Source organism: Skermanella sp. TT6, assembly GCF_016653635.2.
Lineage (GTDB): Bacteria > Pseudomonadota > Alphaproteobacteria > Azospirillales > Azospirillaceae > Skermanella > Skermanella cutis.
In genome coordinates, this window is record NZ_CP067421.1 from 245,739 (window position 1) to 272,393 (window position 26,655).

The 26,655-nt window shown below is 63.9% G+C and carries 12 protein-coding genes and 6 pseudogenes; 13 read left to right on the forward strand and 5 right to left on the reverse strand.

The genetic code is table 11. The features are described 5' to 3' along the window. Window positions 1-10: 10 nt before the first annotated feature. The 8 genes from gltB to IGS68_RS28985 all read left to right on the forward strand — a co-directional run bounded on the left by gltB (window position 11) and on the right by IGS68_RS28985 (window position 16,674). Window positions 11-4,555 carry a glutamate synthase large subunit gene (gene gltB, locus IGS68_RS28950; protein ID WP_201082587.1) on the forward strand — a complete coding sequence of 1,515 codons (4,545 nt, stop codon included), beginning with the start codon at window positions 11-13 and terminating at the stop codon, window positions 4,553-4,555. 127 nt (window positions 4,556-4,682) lie between these two features. Further along, window positions 4,683-6,023 carry a citrate synthase gene (gene gltA / locus IGS68_RS28955; protein ID WP_201082589.1) on the forward strand — a complete coding sequence of 447 codons (1,341 nt, stop codon included), beginning with the start codon at window positions 4,683-4,685 and terminating at the stop codon, window positions 6,021-6,023. Between the two features lie 191 nt (window positions 6,024-6,214). Next, window positions 6,215-7,615, forward strand: coding sequence for a dicarboxylate/amino acid:cation symporter (locus tag IGS68_RS28960; protein ID WP_201082590.1), 1,401 nt, complete (start codon window positions 6,215-6,217; stop codon window positions 7,613-7,615). Window positions 7,616-7,848: 233 nt separating this feature from the next. After that, complete coding sequence (locus IGS68_RS28965) at window positions 7,849-8,916, forward strand: M42 family metallopeptidase (protein WP_201082592.1); 1,068 nt, start codon at window positions 7,849-7,851, stop codon at window positions 8,914-8,916. A 141-nt stretch (window positions 8,917-9,057) separates the two neighbouring features. After that, entirely contained in the window at window positions 9,058-10,830 is a 1,773-nt protein-coding gene (locus tag IGS68_RS28970) for an N-acetylglutaminylglutamine amidotransferase (protein WP_201082594.1), read from the forward strand. Window positions 10,831-10,832: 2 nt separating this feature from the next. Continuing rightward, window positions 10,833-12,593: an N-acetylglutaminylglutamine synthetase gene (ngg, locus tag IGS68_RS28975; protein ID WP_201082596.1), complete on the forward strand. Its 1,761-nt coding sequence runs from the start codon at window positions 10,833-10,835 to the stop codon at window positions 12,591-12,593. 650 nt (window positions 12,594-13,243) lie between these two features. After that, window positions 13,244-15,943 carry an MGH1-like glycoside hydrolase domain-containing protein gene (locus tag IGS68_RS28980; RefSeq protein WP_201082598.1) on the forward strand — a complete coding sequence of 900 codons (2,700 nt, stop codon included), beginning with the start codon at window positions 13,244-13,246 and terminating at the stop codon, window positions 15,941-15,943. A 98-nt stretch (window positions 15,944-16,041) separates the two neighbouring features. Next, a complete protein-coding gene (locus IGS68_RS28985) occupies window positions 16,042-16,674 on the forward strand; it encodes a carbonic anhydrase (RefSeq protein WP_201082599.1) in 633 nt (210 codons plus the stop codon). Between the two features lie 229 nt (window positions 16,675-16,903). On the opposite strand, the pseudogene IGS68_RS28990 reads toward IGS68_RS28985, so the two are convergent. The 3 genes and pseudogenes from IGS68_RS28990 to IGS68_RS29000 form a co-directional block, all read right to left on the reverse strand. After that, window positions 16,904-17,869: pseudogene (locus IGS68_RS28990) on the reverse strand (IS256 family transposase); the annotation flags it as partial. Between the two features lie 64 nt (window positions 17,870-17,933). Further along, window positions 17,934-18,778 (reverse strand): annotated as a pseudogene (locus tag IGS68_RS28995) (IS6 family transposase). 549 nt (window positions 18,779-19,327) lie between these two features. Next, entirely contained in the window at window positions 19,328-19,504 is a 177-nt protein-coding gene (locus tag IGS68_RS29000; protein ID WP_201082600.1) for a hypothetical protein, read from the reverse strand. 500 nt (window positions 19,505-20,004) lie between these two features. Here IGS68_RS29000 and IGS68_RS29005 point away from each other — a divergent pair. Beyond that, window positions 20,005-20,235 (forward strand): annotated as a pseudogene (locus IGS68_RS29005) (transposase); the annotation flags it as partial. Between the two features lie 29 nt (window positions 20,236-20,264). Here IGS68_RS29005 and IGS68_RS29010 read toward each other — a convergent pair. Then, window positions 20,265-21,134: pseudogene (locus tag IGS68_RS29010) on the reverse strand (IS256 family transposase); the annotation flags it as partial. An 87-nt stretch (window positions 21,135-21,221) separates the two neighbouring features. Here IGS68_RS29010 and IGS68_RS29015 point away from each other — a divergent pair. The 3 genes and pseudogenes from IGS68_RS29015 to IGS68_RS29025 all read left to right on the forward strand — a co-directional run bounded on the left by IGS68_RS29015 (window position 21,222) and on the right by IGS68_RS29025 (window position 23,940). Further along, window positions 21,222-22,250, forward strand: a pseudogene (locus tag IGS68_RS29015) (IS110 family RNA-guided transposase). 585 nt (window positions 22,251-22,835) lie between these two features. Further along, window positions 22,836-23,174 (forward strand): annotated as a pseudogene (locus IGS68_RS29020) (transposase); the annotation flags it as partial. 223 nt (window positions 23,175-23,397) lie between these two features. Beyond that, on the forward strand, window positions 23,398-23,940 hold the full coding sequence (locus tag IGS68_RS29025; RefSeq protein WP_201082602.1) for a transposase: 543 nt from the start codon (window positions 23,398-23,400) through the stop codon (window positions 23,938-23,940). Here IGS68_RS29025 and IGS68_RS29030 read toward each other — a convergent pair. Next, window positions 23,915-25,498 carry an IS66 family transposase gene (locus tag IGS68_RS29030; RefSeq protein ID WP_247881468.1) on the reverse strand — a complete coding sequence of 528 codons (1,584 nt, stop codon included), beginning with the start codon at window positions 25,496-25,498 and terminating at the stop codon, window positions 23,915-23,917. The genes IGS68_RS29025 and IGS68_RS29030 overlap by 26 nt on opposite strands. Window positions 25,499-25,613: 115 nt before the next feature. On the opposite strand from IGS68_RS29030, the gene IGS68_RS29035 reads away from it, so the two are divergent. Continuing rightward, a complete protein-coding gene (locus IGS68_RS29035) occupies window positions 25,614-26,639 on the forward strand; it encodes a Mu transposase domain-containing protein (RefSeq protein ID WP_201082829.1) in 1,026 nt (341 codons plus the stop codon). The last annotated feature ends 16 nt before the right edge of the window (window positions 26,640-26,655 follow it).

Consider the following 26,655-nt stretch of genomic DNA (forward strand, 5'->3'; position numbering starts at 1 on the left):
AAGCCTGCTCATGAATGAGGACTGCCGGGACCAGGCCGAAGCTTTCATCGAGATCTATCCGCAGAGCCGCTACCGTCTCGCTGAAGCCTACGGTTTCGACGCCGCCAAAGAGCATGACGCCTGCGGAGTCGGCTTCATCGCGGCAATCGATGGTGAGCCACGCCGTGCCGTGGTCGAGAAGGGTATCGAGGCTCTCAAGGCCATCTGGCACCGCGGCGCCGTGGACGCCGACGGCAAGACCGGCGATGGGGCCGGCATCCACGTTCAAATCCCGCAAAGCTTCTTCAAGGACTACGTCAGGCTGATCGGTCACAAACCGCCTGACGGCGATCTCGCGGTCGGCCAGGTTTTTCTGCCCCGCCTGACACTGGAGGCGCAGGAACGCTGCCGTACCCTGGTTGAAACCCAGATCCTGAATGTCGGCTACTATATCTACGGCTGGCGCCGGGTTCCAATCAACACCGAGATCATCGGCGAGAAAGCCAATGCTACCCGGCCCGAGATCGAGCAGATCATCATCGGCAACAACAAACAAGTCGATCCCGACCAGTTCGAGCTGGAACTCTACATTCTGCGGCGGCGCATCGAGGCGGCTGTCATGGCCGAACGGGTCAACGACTTCTATATCTGCTCACTCTCGGCACGCTCGCTGATCTACAAGGGCATGTTTCTGGCCGAGCAACTCACCAGCTTCTACCCCGACCTGCTGGATGAGCGTTTCGCGTCGAATTTTGCCATATACCACCAGCGCTATTCGACCAACACATTCCCAAGTTGGTCGCTGGCCCAGCCTTTCCGCATGCTCGCCCACAACGGCGAGATCAACACGTTGAGGGGTAACCTGAACTGGATGAAGGTCCATGAGACCCGCATGGATCACCCCGCGTTCGGTGGTTTTATCGATGACCTCAAGCCCCTGATCCCGTCGGGAGCCTCGGACTCCAGCGCCCTGGACGCCGTCTTCGAGGTGATGGCGCGTGCCGGACGGCCGGCCCCGATGGTCAAGGCCATGCTGATCCCGGAAGCGTGGTCGAACCGCCCATCCATGCCGCAGAACCTCCGTGATCTCTACAGCTATGCCAACAGCGTCATCGAGCCATGGGATGGTCCGGCGGCGATCACCGCCTATGACGGCCGCTGGGTTATGGGCGGTATGGACCGAAACGGTCTGCGCCCGATGCGCTACACCGTCACCGCTGATGGACTGCTGATCGCCGGATCGGAAACCGGCATGGTCAAGGTGGAGGAATCCCAGGTCGTCGAGAAGGGCCGCCTCGGCCCCGGCCAGATGATCGCCGTCGACCTCGCAGCCGGCAAGCTGTATCACGACACGGCGATCAAGGGCGTGCTAGCCGCACGGCAGCCCTACGGAAAATGGGCCTCCAACATCATCAGACTGGACACCCTGGTCAAGTCCGCCCCTACCGAGCCGGTCGAGCTGTCCAGGGACGTGCTCCGTCGGCGCCAGATCGCGGTCGGCGTGACGATGGAGGATCTGGAGAACGCCTTGCAGATCATGATCGAGGAGGCCAAGGAGATTGTCGCCTCGATGGGTGATGATACCCCGCTCGCCGTCCTGTCCGATAAGTACCGGGCGCTGCATCATTTCTTCCGGCAGAATTTCAGCCAGGTCACTAACCCGCCGATCGACTCCTTGCGCGAGAGGCAGGTCATGAGCCTGCGCACACGCCTAGGCAATCTCGGCAACATCCTGGAAGAGGACGCCGGGCAATGCCGGTTCTTGCAGCTGGAAAGCCCGGTGCTGTCCACGGCCGAGTTCAACGCCATGCGCCGCTATATGGGCGACACCGCCAAGGTAATCGACTGCACCTTCGCGGCAGACGGCGGCCCCGGCACGCTACGCGACGCACTTCACCGTATCCGGCAGGACGCCGAGGAGGCCGTACGCCGAGGTGCTGCCCACATCATTCTGACCGACGAGAACACGAACAGCGACCGCGGGCCGGTCCCAATGATCCTGGCCACCGGCGCCGTGAACAGCCATCTCGTGCGCCAGCAGCTCCGGACATATGCCTCCCTGAATGTGCGCTCCGCCGAGTGCATGGATACTCATTACTTTGCGGTGCTGATCGGTGTCGGCGCCACCACGGTCAATGCCTACCTGGCGCAGGAGGCGATCGCCGACCGTCACCGCCGCGGCCTGTTTGGCGACATGAGCCTGGAGGAGTGCCTCGTGCGCTTCAAGAAGGCGGTCGACGAAGGCCTGCTCAAGATCATGTCGAAGATGGGCATCTCGATTATCAGCAGCTACCGTGGCGGCTGTCATTTCGAAGCTGTCGGCCTGTCGCGCGCTCTTGTCGCCGAATACCTCCCGACCATGATCAGCCGCATCTCCGGCATCGGGCTTAGCGGTATCCAGAAGAAGGTCCAGGAGCAGCACGATCTCGCTTTCGACTCCGAGGCAACGGTGCTCCCGATCGGCGGCTTCAACAAATACCGCAGGGGTGGCGAGCGCCACGCCTGGGAAGCCGGCGTGATCCATATGCTGCAGAGTGCCGTCACCTTGGACAGCTACCCGACATTCAGAAAATACACCGAGGCAGTCAATAAGCGGCCGCCGATCCAACTGCGCGATCTGCTGGATTTCAAGGCGACACGCAGCCCGGTTCCTCTGGACGAGGTCGAAAGCATTACCGCGATTCGCAAACGCTTCGTGACACCGGGTATGTCGCTGGGTGCACTTTCGCCCGAGGCGCACGGCACGCTGAATGTCGCGATGAATCGGATCGGCGCCAAATCGGACAGCGGCGAGGGCGGCGAGGATCCCGGTCGCTTCAGACCGGATCGCAACGGGGACAATTGGAACAGTGCTATAAAGCAGATTGCCTCGGGCCGGTTCGGCGTCACCGCCGAGTATCTGAACCAATGCCGCGAAATCGAGATCAAGGTCGCCCAGGGCGCCAAGCCCGGAGAAGGGGGCCAGCTTCCCGGCTTCAAGGTGACCGAGCTGATCGCCAAGTTGCGCCACGCCACCCCTGGCGTCACCCTGATCAGCCCGCCGCCCCACCACGACATCTACTCTATCGAGGACTTGGCGCAGCTGATCTTCGATCTGAAACAGATCAACCCGGATGCTAAGGTCTGCGTCAAGCTGGTGTCGCGGTCCGGCATCGGCACGATCGCGTCCGGCGTGGCGAAGGCCAATGCCGACATCATCCTGATCGCGGGCCACACCGGCGGCACCGGCGCCAGCCCGCAGACCTCGATCAAGTTCGCCGGCGTGCCGTGGGAAATGGGGCTGACCGAGGTGCAGCAGGTGCTGACCCTCAATAACCTGCGCCATCGCGTGCGGCTGCGCACCGATGGCGGCCTGCGGACCGGGCGGGATATCGTGGTCGCGGCCATGCTGGGGGCCGAGGAATACGGCATCGGCACCGCCAGCCTGATCGCCATGGGCTGCATCATGGTCCGGCAGTGCCACAGCAACACCTGTCCGGTCGGCGTCTGCGTGCAGGACGAGGATCTGCGCAGGAAGTTTACCGGCACCCCGGAAAAGGTCGTCAACCTGTTCAGCTTCCTGGCCGAGGAGGTGCGCGAGATCCTGGCCCAGCTGGGGTTCCGTTCGCTTAACGAGGTGATCGGGCGAACTGACCTGCTGCACCAGATCAGCCGCGGGGCCGAGCATCTGGATGACCTGGACCTGAACTCGCTGTTAACGCAGGCCGACCCGGGGAGCCGTGCGCGTTACTGCACGTTAGCGGGCCGCAACGAGGTTCCCGACACGCTGGATGCCCAGATGGTCGAGGATGCACGACCGCTATTCGAGGACGGCGAGAAGATGCTGCTGTCCTACAATGTCCGGAACACTCACCGGGCGATCGGCACCCGCCTTTCCTCGATGATCACGCGGCAGTTCGGCATGACTGGTCTGCAGCCGGGTCACGTCACCGTGCGGCTGAACGGATCGTGCGGCCAGTCGCTTGGCGCCTGGGCAGTGCAGGGCATCAAGCTGATCGTGTCGGGCGATGCCAACGACTATGTCGGCAAAGGGCTGTCCGGCGGGACCATTGTGGTCCGGCCGAGCAACTCAAGTTCTCTTCGGACAAACGAGAACACGATCATCGGCAACACGGTGCTCTACGGCGCGATCTCGGGCAAGCTGTTTGCCGCGGGCCAGGCAGGAGAGCGCCTGGCCGTCCGCAACTCGGGTGCGACGGTAGTGGTCGAGGGATGCGGCTCAAACGGCTGCGAGTATATGACCGGCGGCACCGCCGTCATCCTCGGGCAGGTGGGCAGCAACTTCGCGGCCGGCATGACGGGCGGCATGGCGTTCGTCTACGACGAGGATGGCTCGTTCCCGCTCCAGGTCAACAACGATACGGTTGTCCATCAGCGGATCGGAGTGCGGCACTATGAGGATATGCTGCGCGGTCTGGTCGCGGAGCATGCCGAGGAGACGAAGAGCCGGTTTGCCTGTGAGTTGATCAACGACTGGGATCTGGTGTGCGACCGGTTCTGGCAAGTTGTTCCGAAGGAAATGTTGTCCCGTCTGCAGGTGCCGATCGTCGACGCGGCGTACTCCGCCGCGGAATAACGGCGACCAAAGCAATCAGGGCTGTGGTGTGTCAACCGATCCATCGTTATGGCGGGGATGCGGGCTAGACAGCGACATGACGATTAGATGGCGACTCCATGTAAACCATGAGCAGGAGTGCTAGATTATGCCAGATGCTGAGAAGATTGAGACGTTCAACAGTGGCGACAGGCAGCCTGGGACCGTCACCCTGATCGACGACAGTAATGGACAGCGATATACGCTTCCCGTCCTCGAGGGGACGATCGGACCTCGGGTCGTTGACATTCGCAAGCTGTATGCTGAAACCGGATACTTCACCTATGATCCGGCCTTCACCTCGACGGCCAGCTGCGAAAGTCAGATCACGTACATCGACGGGGATAAAGGGGTCCTGCTTCATCGAGGATACCCTATCGAGCAGCTGGCAACCGACTCTGACTTCCCGGAAGTCTGCTATCTGCTGCTCCACGGCGAACTGCCTTCGGCAGAGGAAAAGGAGCAGTTCACCCGGGACATCACCTACCACACGATGGTGCATGAACAGGTAAGTACGTTCTATCGCGGCTTCCGGCGCGATGCTCACCCGATGGCAATCCTGTGCGGCGTGACCGGTGCCCTGTCGTCGTTTTACCATGACAGCACCGACATTACCGATCCGGTACAGCGCATGATCGCCTCACACCGCCTGATCGCGAAAATGCCGACCCTGGCGGCGATGGCCTACAAGTATTCCGTTGGGCAACCCTTCGTGTATCCGCGCAACGACCTGAGCTATGCCCAGAACTTCCTCCATCTGATGTTCTCGGTGCCGGCCGAACCCTATACCATCAATCCCGTGCTGTGCCGGGCGATCGACCGGATCTTCATCCTGCATGCCGACCACGAGCAGAACGCGTCAAGCTCGACGGTACGTCTCGCCGGATCCTCGGGGGCCAACCCCTTCGCCTGCATCGCGGCCGGCATCGCGTCGCTGTGGGGCCCTGCCCATGGCGGTGCCAACGAGGCGGTGCTGAAAATGCTGACGCAGATCGGCAGACCCGAGCGCATTCCCGAGTTCATTGAGCGCGCCAAGAACAAGGACGATCCGTTCCGGCTGATGGGTTTCGGCCATCGGGTTTACAAGAATTTCGACCCGCGCGCGCAGGTACTGCGCAAAACGTGCCACGAGGTGCTCGGCGAGCTTGGCATCACCAATGAGCCTCTGCTTGATATTGCCATGGAGCTGGAGCGCATCGCCCTTGAGGACGAGTATTTCATCGAACGCAAACTGTACCCGAATGTCGACTTTTACTCAGGGATCATCTTCAAGGCCATCGGTATACCGGTCAGCATGTTCACCGTCCTGTTCGCCATTGCCCGGACGGCCGGCTGGATTGCGCAGTGGAAGGAGATGATTGAAAGTCCGGACATGAAAATTGGCCGTCCGCGGCAGCTCTACACTGGCAGGCCGCAGCGCGACTATGTGCCACTGGACCGGCGGAACTGATGAACTTCGATCGGCTTCCGTTCGATCGTTGCCGGATCAGTTGCCTCCAGCATCGCCCACAGTGTGCTGAGTGCGGTACCCGAGGGGTAGCTTCCCGGTTGGAGCGAACGCATCTCAACGGGCCTAGTTGAACCGGCGCAGTTGGGCTCAGTCCTCTATGGTTGCGGCGTCCGAACAGAGGAGAAATCTTCATGGAGATCACTCGGCGCACGGCGTCGGTCGCGGCAATTCCGCGGAAACAAATCTACCACCACCTCTATTTCCAGGTGCTGTGCGCCATCGTGATCGGCGTGCTGGTCGGGTATTTCTATCCCGAGTTCGGCGCCAGCCTGAAGTGGCTGGGCGACCTGTTCATCAAGCTGATCAAGATGCTGATCGCCCCGATCATCTTCTGCACCGTCGTCCACGGCATCGCCAGCATGGAGGACATGAAGAAGGTCGGCCGGGTCGGCGTGAAGGCGCTGATCTATTTCGAGGTCATGACCACCCTGGCGCTGATCATCGGCCTCGTCGTCGTCAACCTGTGGCAGCCCGGCGCCGGCATGAACGTGGACGTCAACTCGCTCGACACCAAGTCGATCGCGGCCTACACCTCGAAGGCGGCCGAGCAGGGCACCATAGAGTACATCATGCACATCGTGCCGAGCACGGTGGTCGGCGCCTTCGCCGAGGGCGAAATCCTCCAGGTGCTGTTCTTCGCGCTGCTGTTCGGCTTCGCGCTGTTCGCGCTGGGCGAGAAGGGCAAGCCGCTGCTGGGCATCATCGACCAGTCGGCCCACGTCTTCTTCAAGATCGTTGGCATCGTGATGAAGGTGGCCCCGATCGGCGCCTTCGGCGCCATGGCCTTCACCATCGGCAAGTACGGCGTCGGCTCGCTGCTGTCGCTGGGACAGCTGATGCTGGCCTTCTACGCCACCTGCCTGCTGTTCATCTTCCTGGTGCTGGGCACGGTGGCACGGCTGGCCGGCTTCAGCATCGTCAAGTTCATCAAGTACATCAAGGAAGAGCTGCTGATCGTCCTCGGCACCTCCTCGTCGGAATCGGTCCTGCCGCGCATGATCGCCAAGATGGAGCTGCTGGGCTGCGAGAAGTCGGTGGTCGGCCTGGTGATCCCGACCGGCTATTCGTTCAACCTGGACGGCACCTGCATCTACCTGACCATGGCGGCGATCTTCCTGGCCCAGGCGACCGGCACCGACCTGTCGCTCAGCCAGGAGATCGGCATCATCGCCGTGCTGCTGCTGACCTCCAAGGGAGCGGCCGGCGTGACGGGAAGTGGCTTCATCGTGCTGGCGGCGACGCTGGCCTCGGTCGGGACCATCCCGGTCGCCAGCATCGCGCTGATCCTGGGCGTGGACCGCTTCATGTCCGAGGCCCGGGCGCTGACCAACCTGATCGGCAACGGCGTCGCCACCGTGGTGGTCGCCCGCTGGGAAGGCGCCCTGGACACGGAGCGGATGCACCGCCACCTGAACAACGAGACCGACGAGGAAGCCGACAACCCCGAATCCGTCCTGGTGACGGAGGAGGAGACAGCCGACATCGGATTGCGGCCCGTAGCGGGAAGTTTTCCGTCTAACGCCCGCGCCTGACCTGCTCTCTCCGCCCATGAGTGTGATAATTAACATCCATAAAGGGTAGGTCGTACGCAAGTGCCCCACCGGGGACACTGAAGAAAATCAAAGCCCATGGTGACGCAGGAGCACATTGTCGAATGGTCAACGAAGACCGGCTGGAACATATCCTGCCGGAGTCAAATTTCTTCCGCAGTACCCTTAACTCAGCGCCCAGACCTTGCCGGCGCCAGTCAGGAGAATCCTGAAACATGCGGGATCAATCGCTTGAGTTCCTGAAAAAACTTGTGAACACCCCCTCGCCGAGCGGCTATGAACAACGCGTGGCCAAGGTCTACCGGGATTACGCGGAGCAGTACGCTGACCGAGTCACGATTGATGTGCATGGCAGCGTGACGGCTGTGGTGAACCCGAGCGCTTCGATGAAAATCATGCTCGCCGGGCATATGGACGAGATTGGTTTCATCGTGCACTACATCAGCGAGGAGGGGCTCCTCTACTTCAGCGCCATCGGCGGCCACGACAGCATTATTCCGGTTGGGCAGATGGTTTGGGTACACGGGACGCAGCGTGTTCCCGGCGCGATCGGCCGTAAGGCGATCCACCTGCTTGACTCAGAGGAAGCTAAGAAAAAGCCGGAATTGAGGGATCTGTGGATCGACATCGGCGCAAGCTCGCGTGCCGAGGCTGAAACCGCTGTTCAGATCGGCGATGTCGTTACGTACCAGTACGAGTTTCAGCCGCTAGTGGGAGACCGTGCAATGGCGCGCGGCTTCGACAATAAGGCGGGCTTGTTTATCGTGGCCGAGACCTTGCGGCTTCTCAGGGAGGAGGGGGGCCTGCACAATGGTGTGGGGGTGTACGCGGTCGGAACTGTGCAAGAGGAGATCGGGTCCCGTGGCGCCCGGACTTCGGCGTTCGCCATTGGGGCACAGACCGGGCTCGCTGTCGATGTGGATCACGCGGTTGATTATCCCGGTGTCAGCAAAGCCCAGTACGGCCAGCTCGACCTTGGAAAAGGGCCGAGCGTCTCGCGCGGCGCCAATACCAACCCGACTGTCTTCGATCTGATCTGCCAGGCCGCGAGGGAGGAAAACATCCCTTACCAGGCGCGGGTCACGCCGGGGGCGACTCCGACCGACGCCGGCGCGATGCAAATCAACGGGCCAGGCATGGCAACCGGTCTGCTCGGGGTTCCGCTGCGATACATGCATACTCCGTGCGAGGTGGTGAGCCTCAAGGACGTGGAAAATTGCGCCCGCCTGATGGCTGCTTACTGCCGCCGAATTTCACCGGAAACAAATTTCACCCCGCGGTGAGGCAGACGATGATCGGTTCACTCCATCGACCCAGGAAAACCTGACCTTGTTCTTCCAAACCGGGCCAGGAGTGACATCCTTGACCAGAGGTGCTTTCGACATCGTCGCGGGCCGACCAACAAGCAGGAGATCAGACGACCCATGTGTGGCATTTGCGGTGAGATAAGGCTCGATCGAAGCGCCGCCGATGGCAGGGCGGTCAATGCCATGGCCGACGTGCTGGCGCCGCGCGGCCCAGACAGCGCGGGTGCCTTCGCGCAGGGCCGGGTGGCGTTCGGCCACCGCCGCCTCAAGATCATCGACCTGTCCGACGCCGCCCAGCAGCCCATGGTCGACCCGGCCCTGGGCCTGACCATCGTGTTCAACGGCTGCATCTACAATTACCCGGAACTGCGCGCCCAGCTCGAAGGGGAGGGCTACCGGTTCTTCTCCCACGGTGACACCGAGGTGATGCTGAAGGCCTACCATGCCTGGGGGCCGCGCTTCGTCGACAAGCTCTACGGCATGTTCGCCTTCGCGATCTGGGAACGCGAGAGCGGCCGGGTCGTGATGGGCCGCGACCGGCTGGGCATCAAGCCGCTGTACCTGGCCGAGACGCCGGGCATGATCCGGTTCGCCTCGACCCTGCCGGCCCTCGTCGCGGCCGGCGGCATCGATACCGACATAGACCCGGTGGCGCTCCACCACTACATGAGCTTCCACGCCGTCGTGCCGGCCCCCATGACCATCCTCAAGGGCGTGCGCAAGCTGCCGCCCGCGACGCTCCTCACCATCGAGCCGGACGGGACGAAGCGCGAGGAGGTCTACTGGACCGTCAAGTTCGGCCCGCAGGCCGGTGACGGAAGCCTGTCCGAGAGCGACTGGCAGGACCTCGTCCTGGAGACCCTGCGCAAGGCGGTGGAGCGCCGGCTGGTGTCCGACGTGCCGGTCGGCGTGCTGCTGTCGGGCGGCCTCGACAGTTCGATCATCGTGGCGCTGCTGGCCGAGGCCGGGCAGCACGGACTCCAGACCTTCTCGATCGGGTTCGAGACCGTCGGCAACGAGCGCGGCGACGAGTTCCAGTATTCCGACATCATCGCCAAGCGGTTCGAGACCGACCACCACAAGCTGTTCGTGGACAGCAGCCGGACCCTGCCGGAACTGCAGAACTGCGTCTGCGCCATGGCGGAGCCGATGGTCAGCCACGACGCGATCGGCTTCTACCTGCTGTCGCAGGAGGTGGCGAAGCACGTCAAGGTGGTCCAGAGCGGGCAGGGGGCCGACGAGATCTTCGGCGGCTACCACTGGTATCCGCCGATGATGGAGAGCCGCGACCCCGTGGCGGACTATGCGCGCGTCTTCTTCGACCGCGACCAGGCCGAGATGGCCCAGGTGCTCGACCCGCGCATGCTGGGCGACGACTACAGCCGCGCCTTCGTCGAGCGCCACTTCGCCCAGCCCGGCGCCGACCGGCCGATCGACAAGGCGATGCGACTCGACACCAACGTCATGCTGGTGGACGACCCGGTCAAGCGGGTGGACAACATGACCATGGCCTGGGGGCTGGAAGGCCGCGTCCCGTTCCTCGACCACGACCTGGTCGAGCTCGCGGCGCGGGTCCCGCCCGAGCTGAAGATCGCCGAGGGCGGCAAATACGTGCTGAAGGAGGCCGGGCGCCGCGTCGTCCCGTCCGAGGTGATCGACCGGCCCAAGGGCTATTTCCCCATGCCGGCCCTGAAATACCTGCGCGGACCCTACCTGGACCTCGTCCGCGACGTGCTGAACGAGCCCAGGGCGCGCGAGCGCGGCCTGTTCCAGCGGGACTACGTCGATCGCCTGCTGGCGGAGCCGGACAGCCACATCACGCCGCTCCGCGGCTCCAAGCTCTGGCAGGTCGCCCTCTTGGAATTCTGGCTCCAGACACACGGCATCTGAGCATGACCCAGCCTCCCAACCCAAGGTCCCAGCATCGCCTGGAGCGGCGCAATGCGCCGTCGCTCCGCAACTGGTACTCGCGCGACCAGCACCATCCCGACCAGACCGGCTACGAGGAGAACGCGACGGTCGATTGCGGCTGGGGCCGGCTGCTGTTCGCCCACACCTTCCCCGACCTGCCCGAACTGGCCGGGGCGCTGCGGGAGGAGACGCAGGGACGGCGCGACATCGCGCTGTACCTGCGCGACCCGCACGTGGCGCTGTCGCTGGCGCCGCAGGAGCTGTTCCTCGACCCGTCGCACACCTACCGGCTGTGGTTGGAGAACTACCGGCCGAGCCGGCGCCGGCCGCGCGGCTTCACGGTGCGCCGGCTGCGGACGGTGGAGGACGCCGAGGCGATCAACCGCATCTATGCCAGCCGCAACATGGTGCAGGTCCCGCCCCACTTCTTCCACGACAAGCGCAACAGCCGGGTTCTCACATACTTCGTCGCGGTCGACCAGGCGACCGGCAACGTGATCGGCTCGGTCACCGGCGTCGATCACGGGCGCGCCTTCAACGACCCGGAGAACGGCTCGTCCCTGTGGTGTCTGGCGGTCGATCCGCAGGCGTCATTCCCCGGCATCGGCGAGAACTTGGTGCGGACGCTGGCGGAGCATTTCCAGGCGCGCGGCCGCAGCTTCATGGACCTGTCCGTGATGCACGACAACGTCAATGCCATAGCCCTCTACGAGAAGCTGGGGTTCCAGCGGGTGCCGGTGTTCGCCTTGAAGACGAAGAACTCGATCAACGAGAAGCTCTATGTCGGGCCGCCGCCCGACGAGACGCTTAACCCCTACGCGATGATCATCATCAACGAGGCCCGGCGCCGCGGCATCGGGGTCGAGGTGGTGGACGCCGAGGGCGGCTATTTCACCCTCAGCTACGGCGGCCGGTCGATCACCTGCCGGGAGAGCCTCAGCGAGCTGACCACCGCGGTCGCCATGAGCCGCTGCGACGACAAGGCGGTGACGCGCCGGCTGATGGTCAAGGCGGGGCTGAAGGTCCCGGCCCAGCAGGCCGCTGCCAAGCCGGAGGACGACGCCGCCTTCCTGGAGAAGTACGGCTCGATCGTGGTCAAGCCGGCGCGAGGCGAACAGGGCAAGGGCATCACGGTCGATGTCCGTACGCCGGAAGCGGTCGCCAAGGCGGTGGCCGAGGCGCGCAACCATGCGGAGACCGTGCTGCTGGAGCAGTTCTTCCAGGGCGACGACCTGCGGATCATCGTGATCGACTACCGCGTCGTGGCCGCGGCGATCCGCAGGCCGGCCGAGGTGACGGGTACCGGCGAGCACACCGTGCGGGAGCTGATCGAGGCGCAGAGCCGGCGCCGTGCCGCCGCGACCGGCGGCGAGAGCCGCATCCCCATGGATGCCGAGACGGAGCGATGCGTCACCGCCAACGGCTTCTCCATGACCGACGTGCTGCCGGAAGGGCAGGTCCTGCCGGTCCGCAAGACCGCCAACCTTCACACCGGCGGCACTATTCACGACGTCACGGACCGCCTGCACAGGACGTTGGTGGATGCCGCCATCGCCGGCGCCAAGGCGTTGGATATACCCGTCGTCGGTTTCGATTTCCTCGTGCCGTCGGTGACGGGGCCCGACTATGTCATCATTGAGGCAAATGAACGTCCCGGCCTTGCCAATCATGAACCGCAGCCCACGGCCGAACGTTTTGTTGACCTTCTCTTCCCCAATACTAGGCTTCTGTCAAACGGATAAAGGCCGTGACACGACGAGTCCAGCGTCAGGGTGATCGCCGGGGCGGCGGTTGTCGGTTCGAGCGCGGCGGCATCGCGCAGCGCCTCACCGAGCTTCAGGGTGCGGCCGCGCATGCTTTTGTGGCTGATGCCGCTATCGACCGGCAGAAGGTGCCCGAGCACGCCAGCCGCGACCCGCTAAGGCATGAGGGCGGACAAGCGGGCCTGGAGCTGATCGAGTTCGGGCGCCGATCGGCAGCGCACTGGCCAGCCGACAGCGGCCTCCATCGTGCCGCAGCCGGCGCAGCGGAAGCGGGGCAGACGGACGGTGACCTGACCGAACAGGGTAGCGATCTGGCGCGGGCGGTAATTCTTGATGCGACAGGGCTATGCCCAAAAACGCGATGTCGCCGGGACCACTTCGACTCACGATCTCTGTTTTGTTGTGGTCGCTTTGCATTCTTTTCGTGTGCACCGGAAGTGCGGAAGAACCCGAAATATGCAGCATGCTGTCCGGTTGTTTGCGCCGCAGCATGGTTCGGCCACGAGGTTTCACCCTCTACAATAGCGGCCCGCGGAGCTGCTCTCTTTCCGGCACGATGGCGCAATTATTGCATGTTTTGACTTGGCGACCTGACCAGGAAACTGTGGGGAACGAGGAAGGTGAGGCCGATGACGGCAGCGTACGGCACCCATGCGCCCGATCCCGAGCGCCTACGGCTCAAGGAACAGGCACAAGGCTTGCGCGATTGGCAGCTCTGGGGTCCTTACCTTAGCGACCGCCAGTGGGGCACGGTGCGAGAGGACTACAGCGCGGACGGCGAAGCCTGGAACCACGTAACCTATGAGGATGCCAAATCGCGGGCCTACCGGTGGGGCGAGGACGGGCTGGCGGGTTTGTCGGATTCGACCCAGCGCCTGTGCCTGGCGCTGGGACTGTGGAACGGCGCCGATCCGTTGCTGAAGGAGCGGCTATTTGGCCTGTCCGGCCCGGAAGGCAGTCACGGCGAGGACGTCAAGGAACTGTACTGGCACCTGGACGCCGTACCGAGCCACGCCTACCTGCGCATGCTCTACAAGTACCCGCAGCGGGCTTTCCCCTACGAGGAGCTGCGCGCGGCGAACCGGGGCCGTCCCCGGCCGGAGGGCGAGTTCGAGCTGCTGGATACCGGAATCCTGGACGGCAATCGGTACTTCGACGTCTTCATGGAATATGCCAAGGCCGATGAGGCCGACATCCTGATGCGCGTGACCGTGCACAACTATGGTCCCGAGCCTGCCCGGCTGCATGTGCTGCCCCAGCTCTGGTTCGCTAACCACTGGTCCTGGCGGCAGGGCCATCCCAAGCCCTCAATGGCGCTGGACGGGTGGCAATGCGTGGCGGCGGAGCACAGGATGCTGGGCCGCTACACCTTCCATGTGGAGGACGCCGCCGAGTTGCTGTTCTGCGAGAACGAGACCAACCCGCACGCCTTCGGCCTGCCGCCCGGGGAAGGCGTGTTCAAGGACGGGCTGCACGACAGGATTGTCGGCGGCTGGAGAGACGCCGTGCGCCGCGACGGCCCGGCGACCAAGGTCGGCGCTTGGCACGTCCGCACGGTCGAGCCCGGCGGGACCTGGGTGGTGCGCGCCCGGCTAGTCCGCGGCCAGCCGATCCTGCCGCCCTTCACAGGCTTCGACGCGCTGGTCGACCTGCGCCGGTCGGAAGCGGACCGGTTCTACGAGCCTATCCAGCGCGACCTGCAAGGCGACGACGCCCGGTCGGTGCAGCGGCAGGCCTTCGCCGGCATGATCTGGAACAAGCAGTTCTACAAGTTCGACGTCTATCGCTGGCTGCGCGGCGACCCCGCCATGCCACCGCCCCCGCCGGAACGCAAGCAGGGCCGCAATTCGGACTGGCGCCACCTGTCGGCCGAGGACATCATCTCGATGCCGGACAAGTGGGAGTATCCCTGGTTCGCCGCCTGGGACCTGGCGTTCCACTGCGTCCCCTTCGCCCTGATCGACCCGGCCTTCGCCAAGCACCAGCTGCTGCTGCTGACGTCCGAAGACTATATGCACCCCAACGGGCAGATCCCGGCCTATGAATGGGCGTTCGGCGACGCCAACCCTCCGGTCCACGCCTGGGCGGCATGGCGCGTGTTTGAGATCGAGAAGATCGCCAACGGCGGCCGGGGCGACCGGATCTTCCTAGAGCGGATCTTCCACAAGCTGCTGCTGAATTTCGCCTGGTGGGTGAACCGCAAGGACGCTCAGGGCCGCAACGTCTTCCAGGGCGGCTTCCTGGGGCTGGACAATATCGGCGTATTCGACCGCAGCCGGCCGCTGCCGACCGGCGGTTTCCTGGACCAGGCCGACGGCACCGCCTGGATGGCCATGTTCGCGCTGAAGATGATGCGCATCGCGCTGGAACTGGCGTTCGATGACGACGTCTTCGAGGACATCGCGAGCAAATTCTTCGAGCACTTCCTATATATCGCCCAGGCGCTCAACAATATCGGCGAGCGCGGCATCGGCCTATGGAGCGAGAGCGACAAGTTCTTCCACGACGTGCTGAACCTGCCGGACGGTACGATGCACGAGCTGAAGCTGCGCTCCATGGTGGGCCTGACGCCGCTGTTCGCGGCCGAGACGATTGAGCCGGACCTGCTGCACCGACTGCCCCGGTTCGCCCGCCGCCTGGACCTGTTCCTGAGCCGGCGCACCGACTTGGCCAGCCTGGTCTCGCGCTGGAACGAGCCGGGAGTCGGCGAGCGCCGGCTGCTGTCGCTGCTGCGCGGCCACCGGGTCAAGCGGCTGCTGGTGCGGATGCTCGATCCGGAGGAGTTCCTGTCCGACTACGGCATCCGCTCGATGTCGCGGGTGCACGCGGCGGAGCCCTACGTGTTCGAAACCGAGCACGAGCGGATCTCCGTCGGCTACGAGCCGGGCGAGAGCCAGACCTTTATGTTCGGCGGCAATTCGAACTGGCGCGGCCCCGTCTGGTTTCCCATGAACTACCTGATCGTCGAGGCGCTGGAGCGCTTCCACTATTATTACGGCGACGATTTTCTGGTCGAATGCCCGACTGGGTCGGGCAACCTCATGACCCTGAAGGAGATATCGTGCGAGGTCGCAGGGCGGCTGACCCGGCTGTTCCTGAAGGACGGGCGGGGCCGGCGGCCGATCCACGGTAACCGCGAGTTACTCCAGACTGACCCCGCCTTCGCCGACCATGTCTGGTTCCACGAGTATTTCCACGGCGACACCGGCACCGGCCTGGGCGCGTCGCACCAGACCGGCTGGACGGGCTTGGTGGCGAACCTGCTGCTTCGGCAGCCCTGCGCAATACTCCCTTTGCGACAACTCGGCGCGCATCCGGGCAGAGAGTAAGCTTGCCAGAAACATAGGTGACGAGGCATTTCCTGCTCGCCGCAACCTCGGGACGGCGGGTCGGGATCACTGCTTGAACTTTCGTGGAGAGAGCCACCATGTCTTCCATCGATCAGCTTATCGCCGGGTTCAGGGCGTTCCGTGTCTCGAATTTCGAGCACCGCCCCGAACTGTTCGAGCAGCTTGTCAGTCGCGGCCAGGCGCCCGAGGTGCTGATGATCGCCTGCTCGGATTCCCGGGTCGATCCGGCCCTGCTGCTCAACGCCCAGCCGGGCGAGCTGTTCGTGGTGCGCAACGTCGCCAACCTGGTCCCGCCCTACGAGCCCGACGGCCGGCACCACGGCACCAGCGCGGCGCTTGAGTTCGCCGTCCGCGATCTGACGGTCTCGCACATCGTCGTGCTGGGCCATTCTCGCTGCGGCGGCATGGAGGCGCTCCGTAACTCGGCACTCGGCGAACGGTTCGACCGCGAATTCATAACACCCTGGGTCTCCATCGCGCAGGAGGCCTGCCACTGCGCCGATGCCGAGACCCTGGCCGGCCCGGACGGCGCGCGGCTGGTGGAACAGGCCGCCCTCAAGGTGTCGCTGGCCAACCTGATGACTTTCCCGTGGGTGCGCGACCGCGTCGAGTCCGGCGAGCTTCAGCTCCATGCCTGGTGGTTCAACCTGGAGAAGGGCGAGCTCTGGGCCGTCACCGACGACGCGGAGCCACCGGCTCCCATCGCGTAAACGCGGACGGCCGCTTCAGAACAGCTGTTGCACGGCTACAGTGCCGTGCGCGAAATGCGAAGCACCCCTACCGTTCTTTTGGCATTGCCGGGCGACATCACGTTCCAAAGCGATCCAGATTTAACGCAATCCGCTGTAGTGGCTCTGCACAGTGATTATGATGAGTTCAGGCGGTCTGCCTGCGTGTTGCACAGATAGGAGCTATAGCGGAATTTGGGTGACGAGGTGTTCAGGCGGCGCTCTGTGATGTCGGCACGCTGACCTCGATGCCGTCGCGGAATGTGACGCCCTGGATGATCTTGGGCAACTGGTTTTCACCTTTCAGCCGTCGCCAGGTCCGGGATGCTGCCGAGATCAGCTTGAAGACCATGAGCTTGGCGGTGTCCTGCGAAAGCGCGCCCTTGGTGCGGACCGTCCGGTGCCGAACCGTGGCAAAGACACCTTCTATGGGGTTTGTGGTCCGCACGTGATCCCAATGCTCGGCCGGGAAGCTGTAGAAGGCCAGCAGGGCATCGCGGTCCTTGGTCAGGCACTCGACAGCCCCGGAATACTTGGCGCCGTACTTCTTTTCGAAGGTATAAATAGCACGCTCCGCCGCCTTGAGGTCGGGCGCCATCCAGATCTCCCGCAAGTCCTGCTTGACCACGGGCTGGATGGATTTCGCCACCTTGTTGATAACATTGCCAGTTTTATGAAACCAGCACCGCTGGTGCCGTGTTCCGGGAAAGACCTCGTCAAGCGCCTTCCAGAAGCCCAATTCACCATCGGCGACCGCCAGTTCAGGAGCAATCGTGAGCCCGCGCGCCTTCAGGTCGATCAGCAGTTCGCGCCAGCTCTGGGCGCTTTCACGGACGCCGACCTGGAAGCCGAGCAGTTCCTTTTTGCCTTCCGGCGTGGCGCCGATCATCACCAGCATGCACTCGGCAGTGGGCTCCATACGGGCCTGGAGGTAGACGCCGTCGGCCCAGACATAGACGTAGCGCCGGGCCGACAGGTCCCGCCGCTGCCAGCGCGTATAGTCCTCCGCCCAGCTCTCTTTCAGCCGCGCGATGACCGTGGGCGACAGGTTGGGCGCATCCTTGCCCAGCAGAACGCCCAGCGCCTCTTGGAAATCACCGGCCGAGACACCGCGCAGGTACAGGATCGGCAGCAAAGCATCCAAGCTCGTCGTCCGCCGTGCCCAGCGCGGCAGCAGCGGGTTCTGTCAGCTTTCGGGGCAAGTAGAGCTGGTGCCAGGTTGATGCCTACCAGAAGCTGCATCAGGCGGCGGAGATCAGGTCCCGCAACGCGGCCACGCGCTGCAGGTGGATAACCCGCCGACGGGCGAGCGAGACGTTCTGGTTGATGTAGGTGGCCGGGCGCAGGAAGTTGCGGACCTCGTCGAAGGCGCGGCAGAAGCGATGGGCCGCCTCGAAGTTCTTGAAGCCGCGCATCGGCCGATAGCGCCCTTTTATGCCCCGGTGATTTTGTTCGATCACGTTGTTTTTGTACTGACTGGTGCGGTGGTCGACGTCGGTGCCGAGTTCGTCGGCAATGGCCTTGGGATAGCTGGTATGGCCGTCGGTGGTGACCTGCTCCGGCTCGACCTGGGTGACCGACCGGGCGGAGCGGAGGAATGCTTTCGCCGCGGCCATGTCGCGGGTTGCGCTGAGATAGACGTCGACCAGGGTGCCGTCGCGGTCGATCGCCCGGTAGAGATAGCACCATGCGCCGGCGACTTTGACGTAGGTCTCGTCGACGTGCCAGCACCGGCCGGCCTTGCCGGCCCGGCGCTGGCGAAGGCCCTCGGTCAGCAGCGGCGCCAGCCTGGCTTCCCAGTCCCGCACTGCCTCGTGGGTGAACACGAGGCCCCGGATCAGGAACATCTACTGCCTCCGGCATTAGCTAAAGCTCCCGCCAGATCGCGCAGGCTGAGCTTGTAGCGCAACCTCCAGAAGACGACCAGGAACACGATGTCAGTCGGGACCTGGACCCGGTTCAGCGCCGTGCCGGTCCGCTCCTTGAACCGCCGCCCGCAATCCCGGCAGCGAAAACGCCGGAAGCCATGAACCGTTCGCCCCTCCCGCTCGGTGGTCGACGACGAGTGGCAGTGCGGGCAGTCCATGACGGCTCTCTTGATCGCTCAAAAGTGGCCGGGGAACCTATCCGCTGGGGGCGCTCTCGGCAAGCTGCCCCGAGATTTGACAGAACCGCCTGGCGAGGTGCCGGCAGGTTGACATGCGCTCCGGGCGCAATGGCGCTTGCCACGATGATGCCCGAAAACGGCTGGCGTGGCAATCCTGCTGGCGCTGGGCGGGTGCGCTGCTCCTGTCCCGCAAACGGTCGTATCCGGGACGCCGGCCGATCAACGGTGGCAAGCGGGAGTTGACGGTCCAGGAACTCTGTCCCAAAACGAGGTGCTGCGAAGTTCACGAAAAAAGCCCCGCCAGAAGTTTGCGGGGCTCAGGGGTCGTTGCTTGCACTGGAAACAGACACGTTGGAATTCTGGCGTGTTTTGGTTAACGAGCGGTTAACCATGCCTCGTGCCGCCACGGAGTTCTGGAAGAAAGGCCCGCACGAGCTGTCGTGCGGGCAGTCCGGATTTTGTGAGAACCACAGGCTGTCACTGTGGTGAAGCTTGCATAAATTAACCATATCGATAAGCCAATTAGGCTTAACGGTATTTTCCTTCGGAAGAAAGTGCCTCGTATAAACGAAGGGCATAATCGTCTTGTTCGTCAAAATCCTTAAAGCGTTCTATCGTTTCGAGAATGCGCTCCTGTTCAGAACCGCTCAGAGTCTGGCTCAAAGAGATTAAGTCGGCGAGGGCTTGGCGGACGTGATCCTGCATGGCGGAGTCCTCAACTAGTCAAAACCCTGATGTTTCCACTTGGGCATAAGGCTACTCCTCTCACCTGCAATCATAAATAGCGATTTTGCGGTGCATCATAACGCTATCAATCAATGCTGTACCTAAATCGGATGAGCGCCAGTTCTTCCTCATCGCGCCACTCATTGGGGGTGGACAGGCGGGTAATGATCCTCAGAATCTCCTGTTGCTTTGCGGGGTCTGATGTTTCAGACGCAACTACTTTTAGCTCATCTATGATTCGTTGTGTCCGGTCTTCCATAACACACCAACTAAGCTTTAGCCTTCATTCGTAACAATTCCTTATGGCTTTTCATCATAGTGTCATAAAGAAAAGATCCCCGGCGCGGAGGCGACGCGCCAGGGCTTAGAGGATGTTGAGCTGAAGATGCGCTAAATTTGAGTGGCGAGGAGGCGTGAGGCTTAAGGTTGATGAATTGTTGATCTGATAAGGGGTGGCGCGGGATCCAGGAGGATGCGCGATGACGGACAAACCTTACCCAACGGATCTGACGGATCAGCAATGGGAACTGATCAGGCCGTTGCTTGAGCGCAGCCATGGACGGCGTGGCCAGCGGCACTACAGTCTACGGCGGATAGTTGATGGCTGCTTCTATGTTCTGCGGGGTGGTATCCCCTGGCGCATGATGCCTCACGATCTCCCGCCGTGGGAGGATGTCTACTATCATCTGCGCACCTGGCGCCGGAAGGGAGCTATAGCGGAATTTGGGTGACGAGGTGTTCAGGCGGCGCTCTGTGATGTCGGCACGCTGACCTCGATGCCGTCGCGGAATTTGACGCCTTGAATGATTTTGGGCAACTGGTTTTCGCCCTGAAGTCGCCGCCAGGTTCTGGATGCTGCCGAGATCAGCTTGAAGACCATGAGCTTGGCGGTGTCCTGCGAGAGCGCGCCCTTGGTGCGGATCGTTCGGTGCCGGACCGTGGCGAACACGCTTTCTATGGGGTTCGTGGTCCGGACATGATCCCAGTGCTCGGCCGGGAAGCTGTAGAACGCCAGCAGGGCATCACGGTCCTTGGTCAGACACTCGACGGCACCGGAGTACTTGGCGCCGTACTTCTTCTCGAAGGTATCAAGGGCATGCTCCGCCGCCTTGAGGTCGGGCGCCATCCAGATCTCCCGCAGGTCCTGCTTGACCGCGGGCTGGAGCGATTTCGCCACCCTGTTGAGAACATTGGCACTTTTGTGAAACCAGCACCGCTGGTGCCGTGTGCCGGGGAAGACCTCGTCGAGCGCCTTCCAGAACCCCAAGGCGCCGTCGGCGACCGCCAGTTCGGGAGCGATCGTGAGCCCACGGGCCTTCAGATCGATCAGCAGTTCGCGCCAGCTCTGGGCGCTCTCGCGAACGCCGACCTGGAAGCCGATCAGCTCCTTTTTACCTTCCGGCGTGGCGCCGATCATCACCAGCATGCACTCGGCGGTGGGTTCCATACGGGCCTGGAGGTAGACGCCGTCGGCCCAGACATAAACATAGCGCCGGGCCGACAGGTCCCGCCGTTGCCAGCGCGCGTAATCTTCCGCCCAGCTCTCCTTCAGCCGGGAAATGACCGCCGGCGACAGATTGGGCGCGTCCTTGCCGAGCAGCGCGGCCAGGTGCGTTGATGAGATGGACGACCCCCCGTTTCCGGCGCGGCAGCGCCATATGACGGACAGGACGTTTTTCATCAGGGAGATGGTGCGATGTCGGCAGCGTTCATCGGTCTCGATCTGGCGAAGTCGGTGTTTCAGGTTCACGGTGTTGATGGCCAGGGCAAGGTGGTTGTGACGAAGCGTCTGCGGCGGGACGCGGTGCTGGCGTTCTTCGCCAACTTGGCGCCGTGCGTGGTTGGGATGGAGGCCTGTGCCGGGTCGCATTTCTGGGCACGGGAACTTACCCGGCTCGGTCACACGGTGCGCCTGATGGCGCCGCAGTACGTCAAGCCCTACGTCAAGCGCCAGAAGAATGACCGGGCCGACGCCGAGGCGATCTGCGAGGCGGTGCAGCGGCCGAGCATGCGGTTCGTCGCGGTCAAGAGCGAGGAGCAGCAAAGCACCCTGGCGATCCACCGGGTGCGCGAGACGCTGGTCGCCCAGAAGACGCAACTGATCAACGCGCTGCGCGCTCACCTTGCCGAGTTCGGCATCATCGCACCCCAGGGCGCCGGCAAGGTCGTGCAGCTGACCGCCGTGGTGGCCGACCTGGAGGACACCCGGGTTCCCGTTCTGGCACGAAGCGTTCTTCAGAGTCTTGTCGACCAACTGCGCGACACCGAACGCCGGATCGAGGAACTGGACGCCCGACTGGCCGAACAGGCTCAGGCGGACGAGGTGTGTCAGCGGCTGATGACGGTTCCCGGGATCGGCCCGATCACTGCGACAGCACTGACGGCGACAGTCGGCGACGCCACAGTCTTCGAGTCCGGCCGCCATCTGGCGGCCTGGCTCGGCCTGGTGCCGCGCCAGAATTCGAGCGGCGGCAAGGAGCGCCTGGGCGGCATCTCCAAGGCGGGCGACGGTTATCTGCGCCGGCTGCTGGTGCATGGCGCGCGGGCGGTAATGCGCTAGCATGGCACGACGTCGCACTGGCTTGCCGGATTGCTGAAGCGGCGGCCCTTCAACGTCGCGGCGGTGGCGCTGGCCAACAAGCTGGCCCGGATTGCCTGGGCGGTGATGGCGCGCGGCGAGGATTACCGCAAGCCTGCCGTGACGGCTGAATCGGCTTCGGCTTGAGGCGGCCATGAGCGCATCCTTCACAGCGGCCATCCCGACCAGCGGCAGAATAGCACCGTGCTCGCTCCGGCAAGGCCAAGCCGCCTCCGGCGGTGGCCCTGACGGGCCAGCCTTGCCGTTCGCTGCGCGCGGCGCTCCTGAAAAAGACAGGTCGGGACGGAGAGGTGGTTCCGCCGATCGAACAAAGAGGTTGGGATCAGGAGAAAGAACAGGATGAGACAGCGCTGCGGGCTCGGCAGCCGTCACGGCGCCGAGGGCGGCACATCAGGCTCTCCTTCGGTTTGCGAGGGCGACTGACGGCGTGATGACACCACAGGTCGGACCGGGATCGGCCAAACCCGTGTGCACCAATGAGCCACCGAGCTCGCTGCGTTGATTGGGCGTCGATCCGCGGATCTTCATCAGGGCCAGCAGCCTGAAAGCTGCACAACAGGCCGGATAGATGGCAGCAACCGACTCCCTACGTCTGAACGCTGCAGGAAACAAGGCGGGGGGCCGTCCATAGATGGTGCATGGATGCCGCGGTTGCCTGGGCGGACTGGACTCGGTAGGGAACCTGCCCCTTCCTGATCGTCTCGTCTGACCATGCCGCACAAATACAATGCCGACCGTCGCCATCGGATTCCGAGGACCTGCTACAGGGTGACGAACTGGAAGGCCTACGAGGCTGGCCTGCGCCAGCGCGGCTCGCTGACGATCTGGTTCACCGAGGAGGCGGTCACAGCCTGGCGAGCGGCGCCGCGGACCACACCGGGCGGCCAGGCGCGCTACTCGGATCTTGCCATCGAGACGTCGCTGATCCTGAGGACAGTGTTTCACCAGCCGCTGCGCCAGACCGAGGGGTTGGTCGGCTCGTTGCTCGAGTTGATGGGGCTGGATCTGCCGGTGCCGGACCATAGCACCCTGAGCCGACGATCCAGGACACTGGTGGTTGCATATTTTCATCGATTTCGGCCAGTTGTGTTCATGGAAACCGGACACCGATGTTCATCGAAACCGGACAACCGTTTTCATGATTTCGGCCACCCGTTTTCAGCCCGGACAGCACCCGTGAAAGGCGAGTTGGGCGTCTGACCTCACAGGCGCGGTATGATTGTCCCCTTTGGTCCAGTCCAGGGGGCGAGGCGTGCCGCGGGAAAGGTCAGACATGCGACGAGTGAAGGAACTTCTGAGGCTGGCCCACGAACTGGGCTATTCGAAGCGGCAGATCGCGCAGTCGATCCGCATGCCGAAGACGACGGTGGGCGACTACCTGGCGCGAGCCGATGCTGCCGGGCTGCGCTACGCCGATGTCGCCGGGATGAGCGAGGAAGCGGTGGAGGCGCTGCTGTTTCAGCGGGCCGCTCCGCCCGAACAGCGGCCGATGCCGGACTGGGCGTGGGTCTCGGCCGAGCTTGGCAAGCGCGGCGTCACCCTGATGCTGGTCTGGGAAGAATACCGCCAGCAGCACCGGGACGGCTACAGCTACAGCCAGTTCCGGCGCCACTTCCTGGACCACACCAGCGCCGGCGCCGAACCGCGGATGCGGCGGGAGCATGCCCCGGGGGCGGCGTGCGAGGTGGATTACGCCGGTATGACGCTGACCATCAGCACGGCCGAGGGGCCGCGCCAGGGGACTTGGTCAGTTTCGCCGGCAGATAGCGGTCACGGCGTTCTGAGCTGGTCTATGCCGGAACGTTCTGCCGGATGAGATCGGGGAGCCAGGGCACGCGATCGGCGTCCGGTATTTTGAGCCTGGCTCCCAGGTAGTCCCAGAACGAGATGGCGAGCTTGGAGCAGGTTTTCAGCAGGCTGAGGAAGGTGTCCCGGGCCTGCTTGCCGGCCGCGGAGCGGGTCTCGCCGGAGACTTTGCGTTTGGTGACGAAGCTGCGGACGTCGTTCTCCGAGCCATTGGTATGCAGCGGGATGTTGGGCCGGTCGAGCACCAGGAGCAACTCATTCTTGTTGGCGTGAAGGCGGCTAACTGTGTCGTCGAGTTCGGTGAAGCCGGTGATCCGGCCGAAGATCCGGTCGAAGCGTGCCCGCAGGGCCGTGCGGCGTATGGCGGTCGGGTCGTCCTTGTAGAGCTTGAGATCAGCGTAGAACCACCAGACCAGCTGGCGCTGTACATCGACCAGGCGGTGCTGCTCGTCGGTGACGCAGACGATGCGGCGGAGATGGCGCTCGGCATGGATCCAGCACAGGGCGTGCTGGAAAACATCGAACTGACCCGCATCATCGGAGACGATCACGGTGTCGGTCAGCAGGCCGCGGGCGACGATGGCGCCGACCATGGCGGCCTCGGTGACCCGCCGACGCTGACCGGCGCCGAGGCCGAAGCTGTCCAGGTGGACCCGCCACGCCGCATCATCGTCAAAGCTTCGGGATCCAGCGGCGAGCAGAGCGGCGACGATGCTTTCCGGCACGCCGTGTTCGATCAGGTAGGCCAGCGCCGCGGTGTTGATCACATAGACAGGGTCGCCGGCACGGAGCAGGTCGAGGAAGTTCAGGCGGCTCTTTGATGGCCGGGTGGCGAACCAGGCGAAACGGTCATTGCCGATGTGGGTGGTGTATTCATCGCGCCCGGCGTGGCGAGCCGCTGTGTCATCGACCGTCACCCAGGCGGCACTCGCCAGCCCAGCTTCCAGGATGGCGTCCTTCTCGGCGTGAAAGGCATCCTTGTTGGCCGTCAGGATGGTGATGATCTGGCCCTCCGAGATGCGCACGCCCAAGCTCTTCAGCTGGGCGCGCAGGCGCTCCACCGTCACCTGCCCTTGGACATGCTGCATCAGGACATAGCGCACGATCCCGGGGCCGAAGTGGCCGCTCACCTCAGGCGGCAGCGGTGCTGTGATCTCCTGGCCGTCCGGTGTCACCCAGCGTTCGCGGCGGAAGCGGATGACCTGTGGCGCCAGGAGCAGATCCTGCACCGTATAGTTCTCGAAGCCGCGGCGCCGCGAGCCGGATGGGACCTCGATGACCAGGGTTCGCTCCGTCGTCACCGGCGGGGTGCGTCGGCCACTCTGCCGTTTGCGCCGCTGCCGGGGTGCTTCCTTGGTCCTGGCTCGTTTATCCGGTTCCGTCGCCTTGTCCATGCCGCCCGGCGTCAGCTTCGGTTTCTTCGGCAGATCCTTCAGTCGAGCGTTCTCCGCGCCCAGCTGCTGGTTCTCCTCGCGCAGCGCTGTCACCTCGATCAAAAGCTGGACGACCAGCTTCTTCAGCTCGTCGAGGGACAGGGCGTCCAGGTCTGGAGGCGGCGGCACTGACATGCCGTAAGCCAACCATGCCGACCCTCATCAAGGGAAGCCTTCATGTCAGCTCGCAACACCCGCCAACCGGGGAAACTGACCAAGTCCGCGCCAGGCCAGCGTCTTCGTCGGCTGCCTGCCGTTCTCCGGCTACCTCTACGCCGAGGTAACGTGGACCCAGACGGCCGAGGACTGGCTGGCCAGCCACGTCCGGATGTTCACCCACCTTGACGGCGTCGTGCCGAAACTCGTCCCGGACAATCTCAAGACCGGCATCACCCATGCCAGCTTCTACGATCCGGTGGTCAACCGCTCATATCACGAGCTGGCGCGCCATTACGGCACCGGTGTTGTTCCGACGCGGGTCCGTCGCCCAAGAGACAAGGCCAGCGCCGAAAAGGGCGTGCAGGTTGTCGAAACCAGAGTGCTGGCGGCGCTGCGCAATCGCGTGTTCTTCACGCTGGACGAGGCCAACGCGGCGATCCGGGAGCTGGTCGCCGCAGTCAACGCGCGGCCGTTGACGACCGACAGGACGCTGACCCGGCGCAGGCTGTTCGAGGACCGCGAGAAGCCGCTGCTGAAACCGCTTCCGGCCGAGCCCTTCGTGATCGGCCGCTGGTCCCGTTACAAGCTGGCACCCGACTATCACGTCAGCATCGAGGGCGTGGCCTACTCGGCGCCCTACCGGCTGATCGGCAAGCACGTCGATGTGTTCTGCACGGTCAGTCTGGTCAGCATCTTCCACAAGGGCGAGCGGGTTGCGGCCCATGCCCGGCAGGATGGCGAACCGGGGCGGGGGACGGTGACGCTCGACGAGCACCGGCCGCCCAATCACCGCGCCGCGGCGCTCCTGACCCCGGAGGCGGTCCGGGCCGAGGCCGCCGGTCTCGGCGGCGCGCTCGGGCTGCTGGCCGACAGGATCTTCGCCGATGCCGATCATCCCGACCAGGCCGCGCGTCAGGTCGCCGGCCTGCTGCGACTGGGCCGGCTGCACGGGACCGTGGCTCTGCAGGCCGCCGCGACGGCGGCGCTGAGCGCCAACGTGCGCTCCTGCCGCTTCGTCCAGCACCTGCTGGCCAAGGGCCAGGTCCAAGCTCTGGAGGATCCCGCCGGCGGGCTCGGTCCCCATGCCAACCTGCGCGGCCCGGTCTACTATCACTGACGTCCCGGAGAGAAAC

Bases quoted from the DNA above. Each gene is read 5' to 3' on its own strand.
- gltB (WP_201082587.1), top strand. From the start codon at position 11: ATGAATGAGGACTGCCGGGACCAGGCCGAAGCTTTCATCGAGATCTAT.
- IGS68_RS29025 (WP_201082602.1), top strand. From the start codon at position 23,398: ATGCGACGAGTGAAGGAACTTCTGAGGCTGGCCCACGAACTGGGCTAT.
- IGS68_RS29030 (WP_247881468.1), bottom strand. From the start codon at position 25,498: ATGTCAGTGCCGCCGCCTCCAGACCTGGACGCCCTGTCCCTCGACGAG.
- IGS68_RS28980 (WP_201082598.1), top strand. From the start codon at position 13,244: ATGACGGCAGCGTACGGCACCCATGCGCCCGATCCCGAGCGCCTACGG.
- gltA (WP_201082589.1), top strand. From the start codon at position 4,683: ATGCCAGATGCTGAGAAGATTGAGACGTTCAACAGTGGCGACAGGCAG.
- IGS68_RS29000 (WP_201082600.1), bottom strand. From the start codon at position 19,504: ATGCAGGATCACGTCCGCCAAGCCCTCGCCGACTTAATCTCTTTGAGC.
- IGS68_RS28960 (WP_201082590.1), top strand. From the start codon at position 6,215: ATGGAGATCACTCGGCGCACGGCGTCGGTCGCGGCAATTCCGCGGAAA.
- IGS68_RS28970 (WP_201082594.1), top strand. From the start codon at position 9,058: ATGTGTGGCATTTGCGGTGAGATAAGGCTCGATCGAAGCGCCGCCGAT.
- IGS68_RS28965 (WP_201082592.1), top strand. From the start codon at position 7,849: ATGCGGGATCAATCGCTTGAGTTCCTGAAAAAACTTGTGAACACCCCC.
- ngg (WP_201082596.1), top strand. From the start codon at position 10,833: ATGACCCAGCCTCCCAACCCAAGGTCCCAGCATCGCCTGGAGCGGCGC.
- IGS68_RS28985 (WP_201082599.1), top strand. From the start codon at position 16,042: ATGTCTTCCATCGATCAGCTTATCGCCGGGTTCAGGGCGTTCCGTGTC.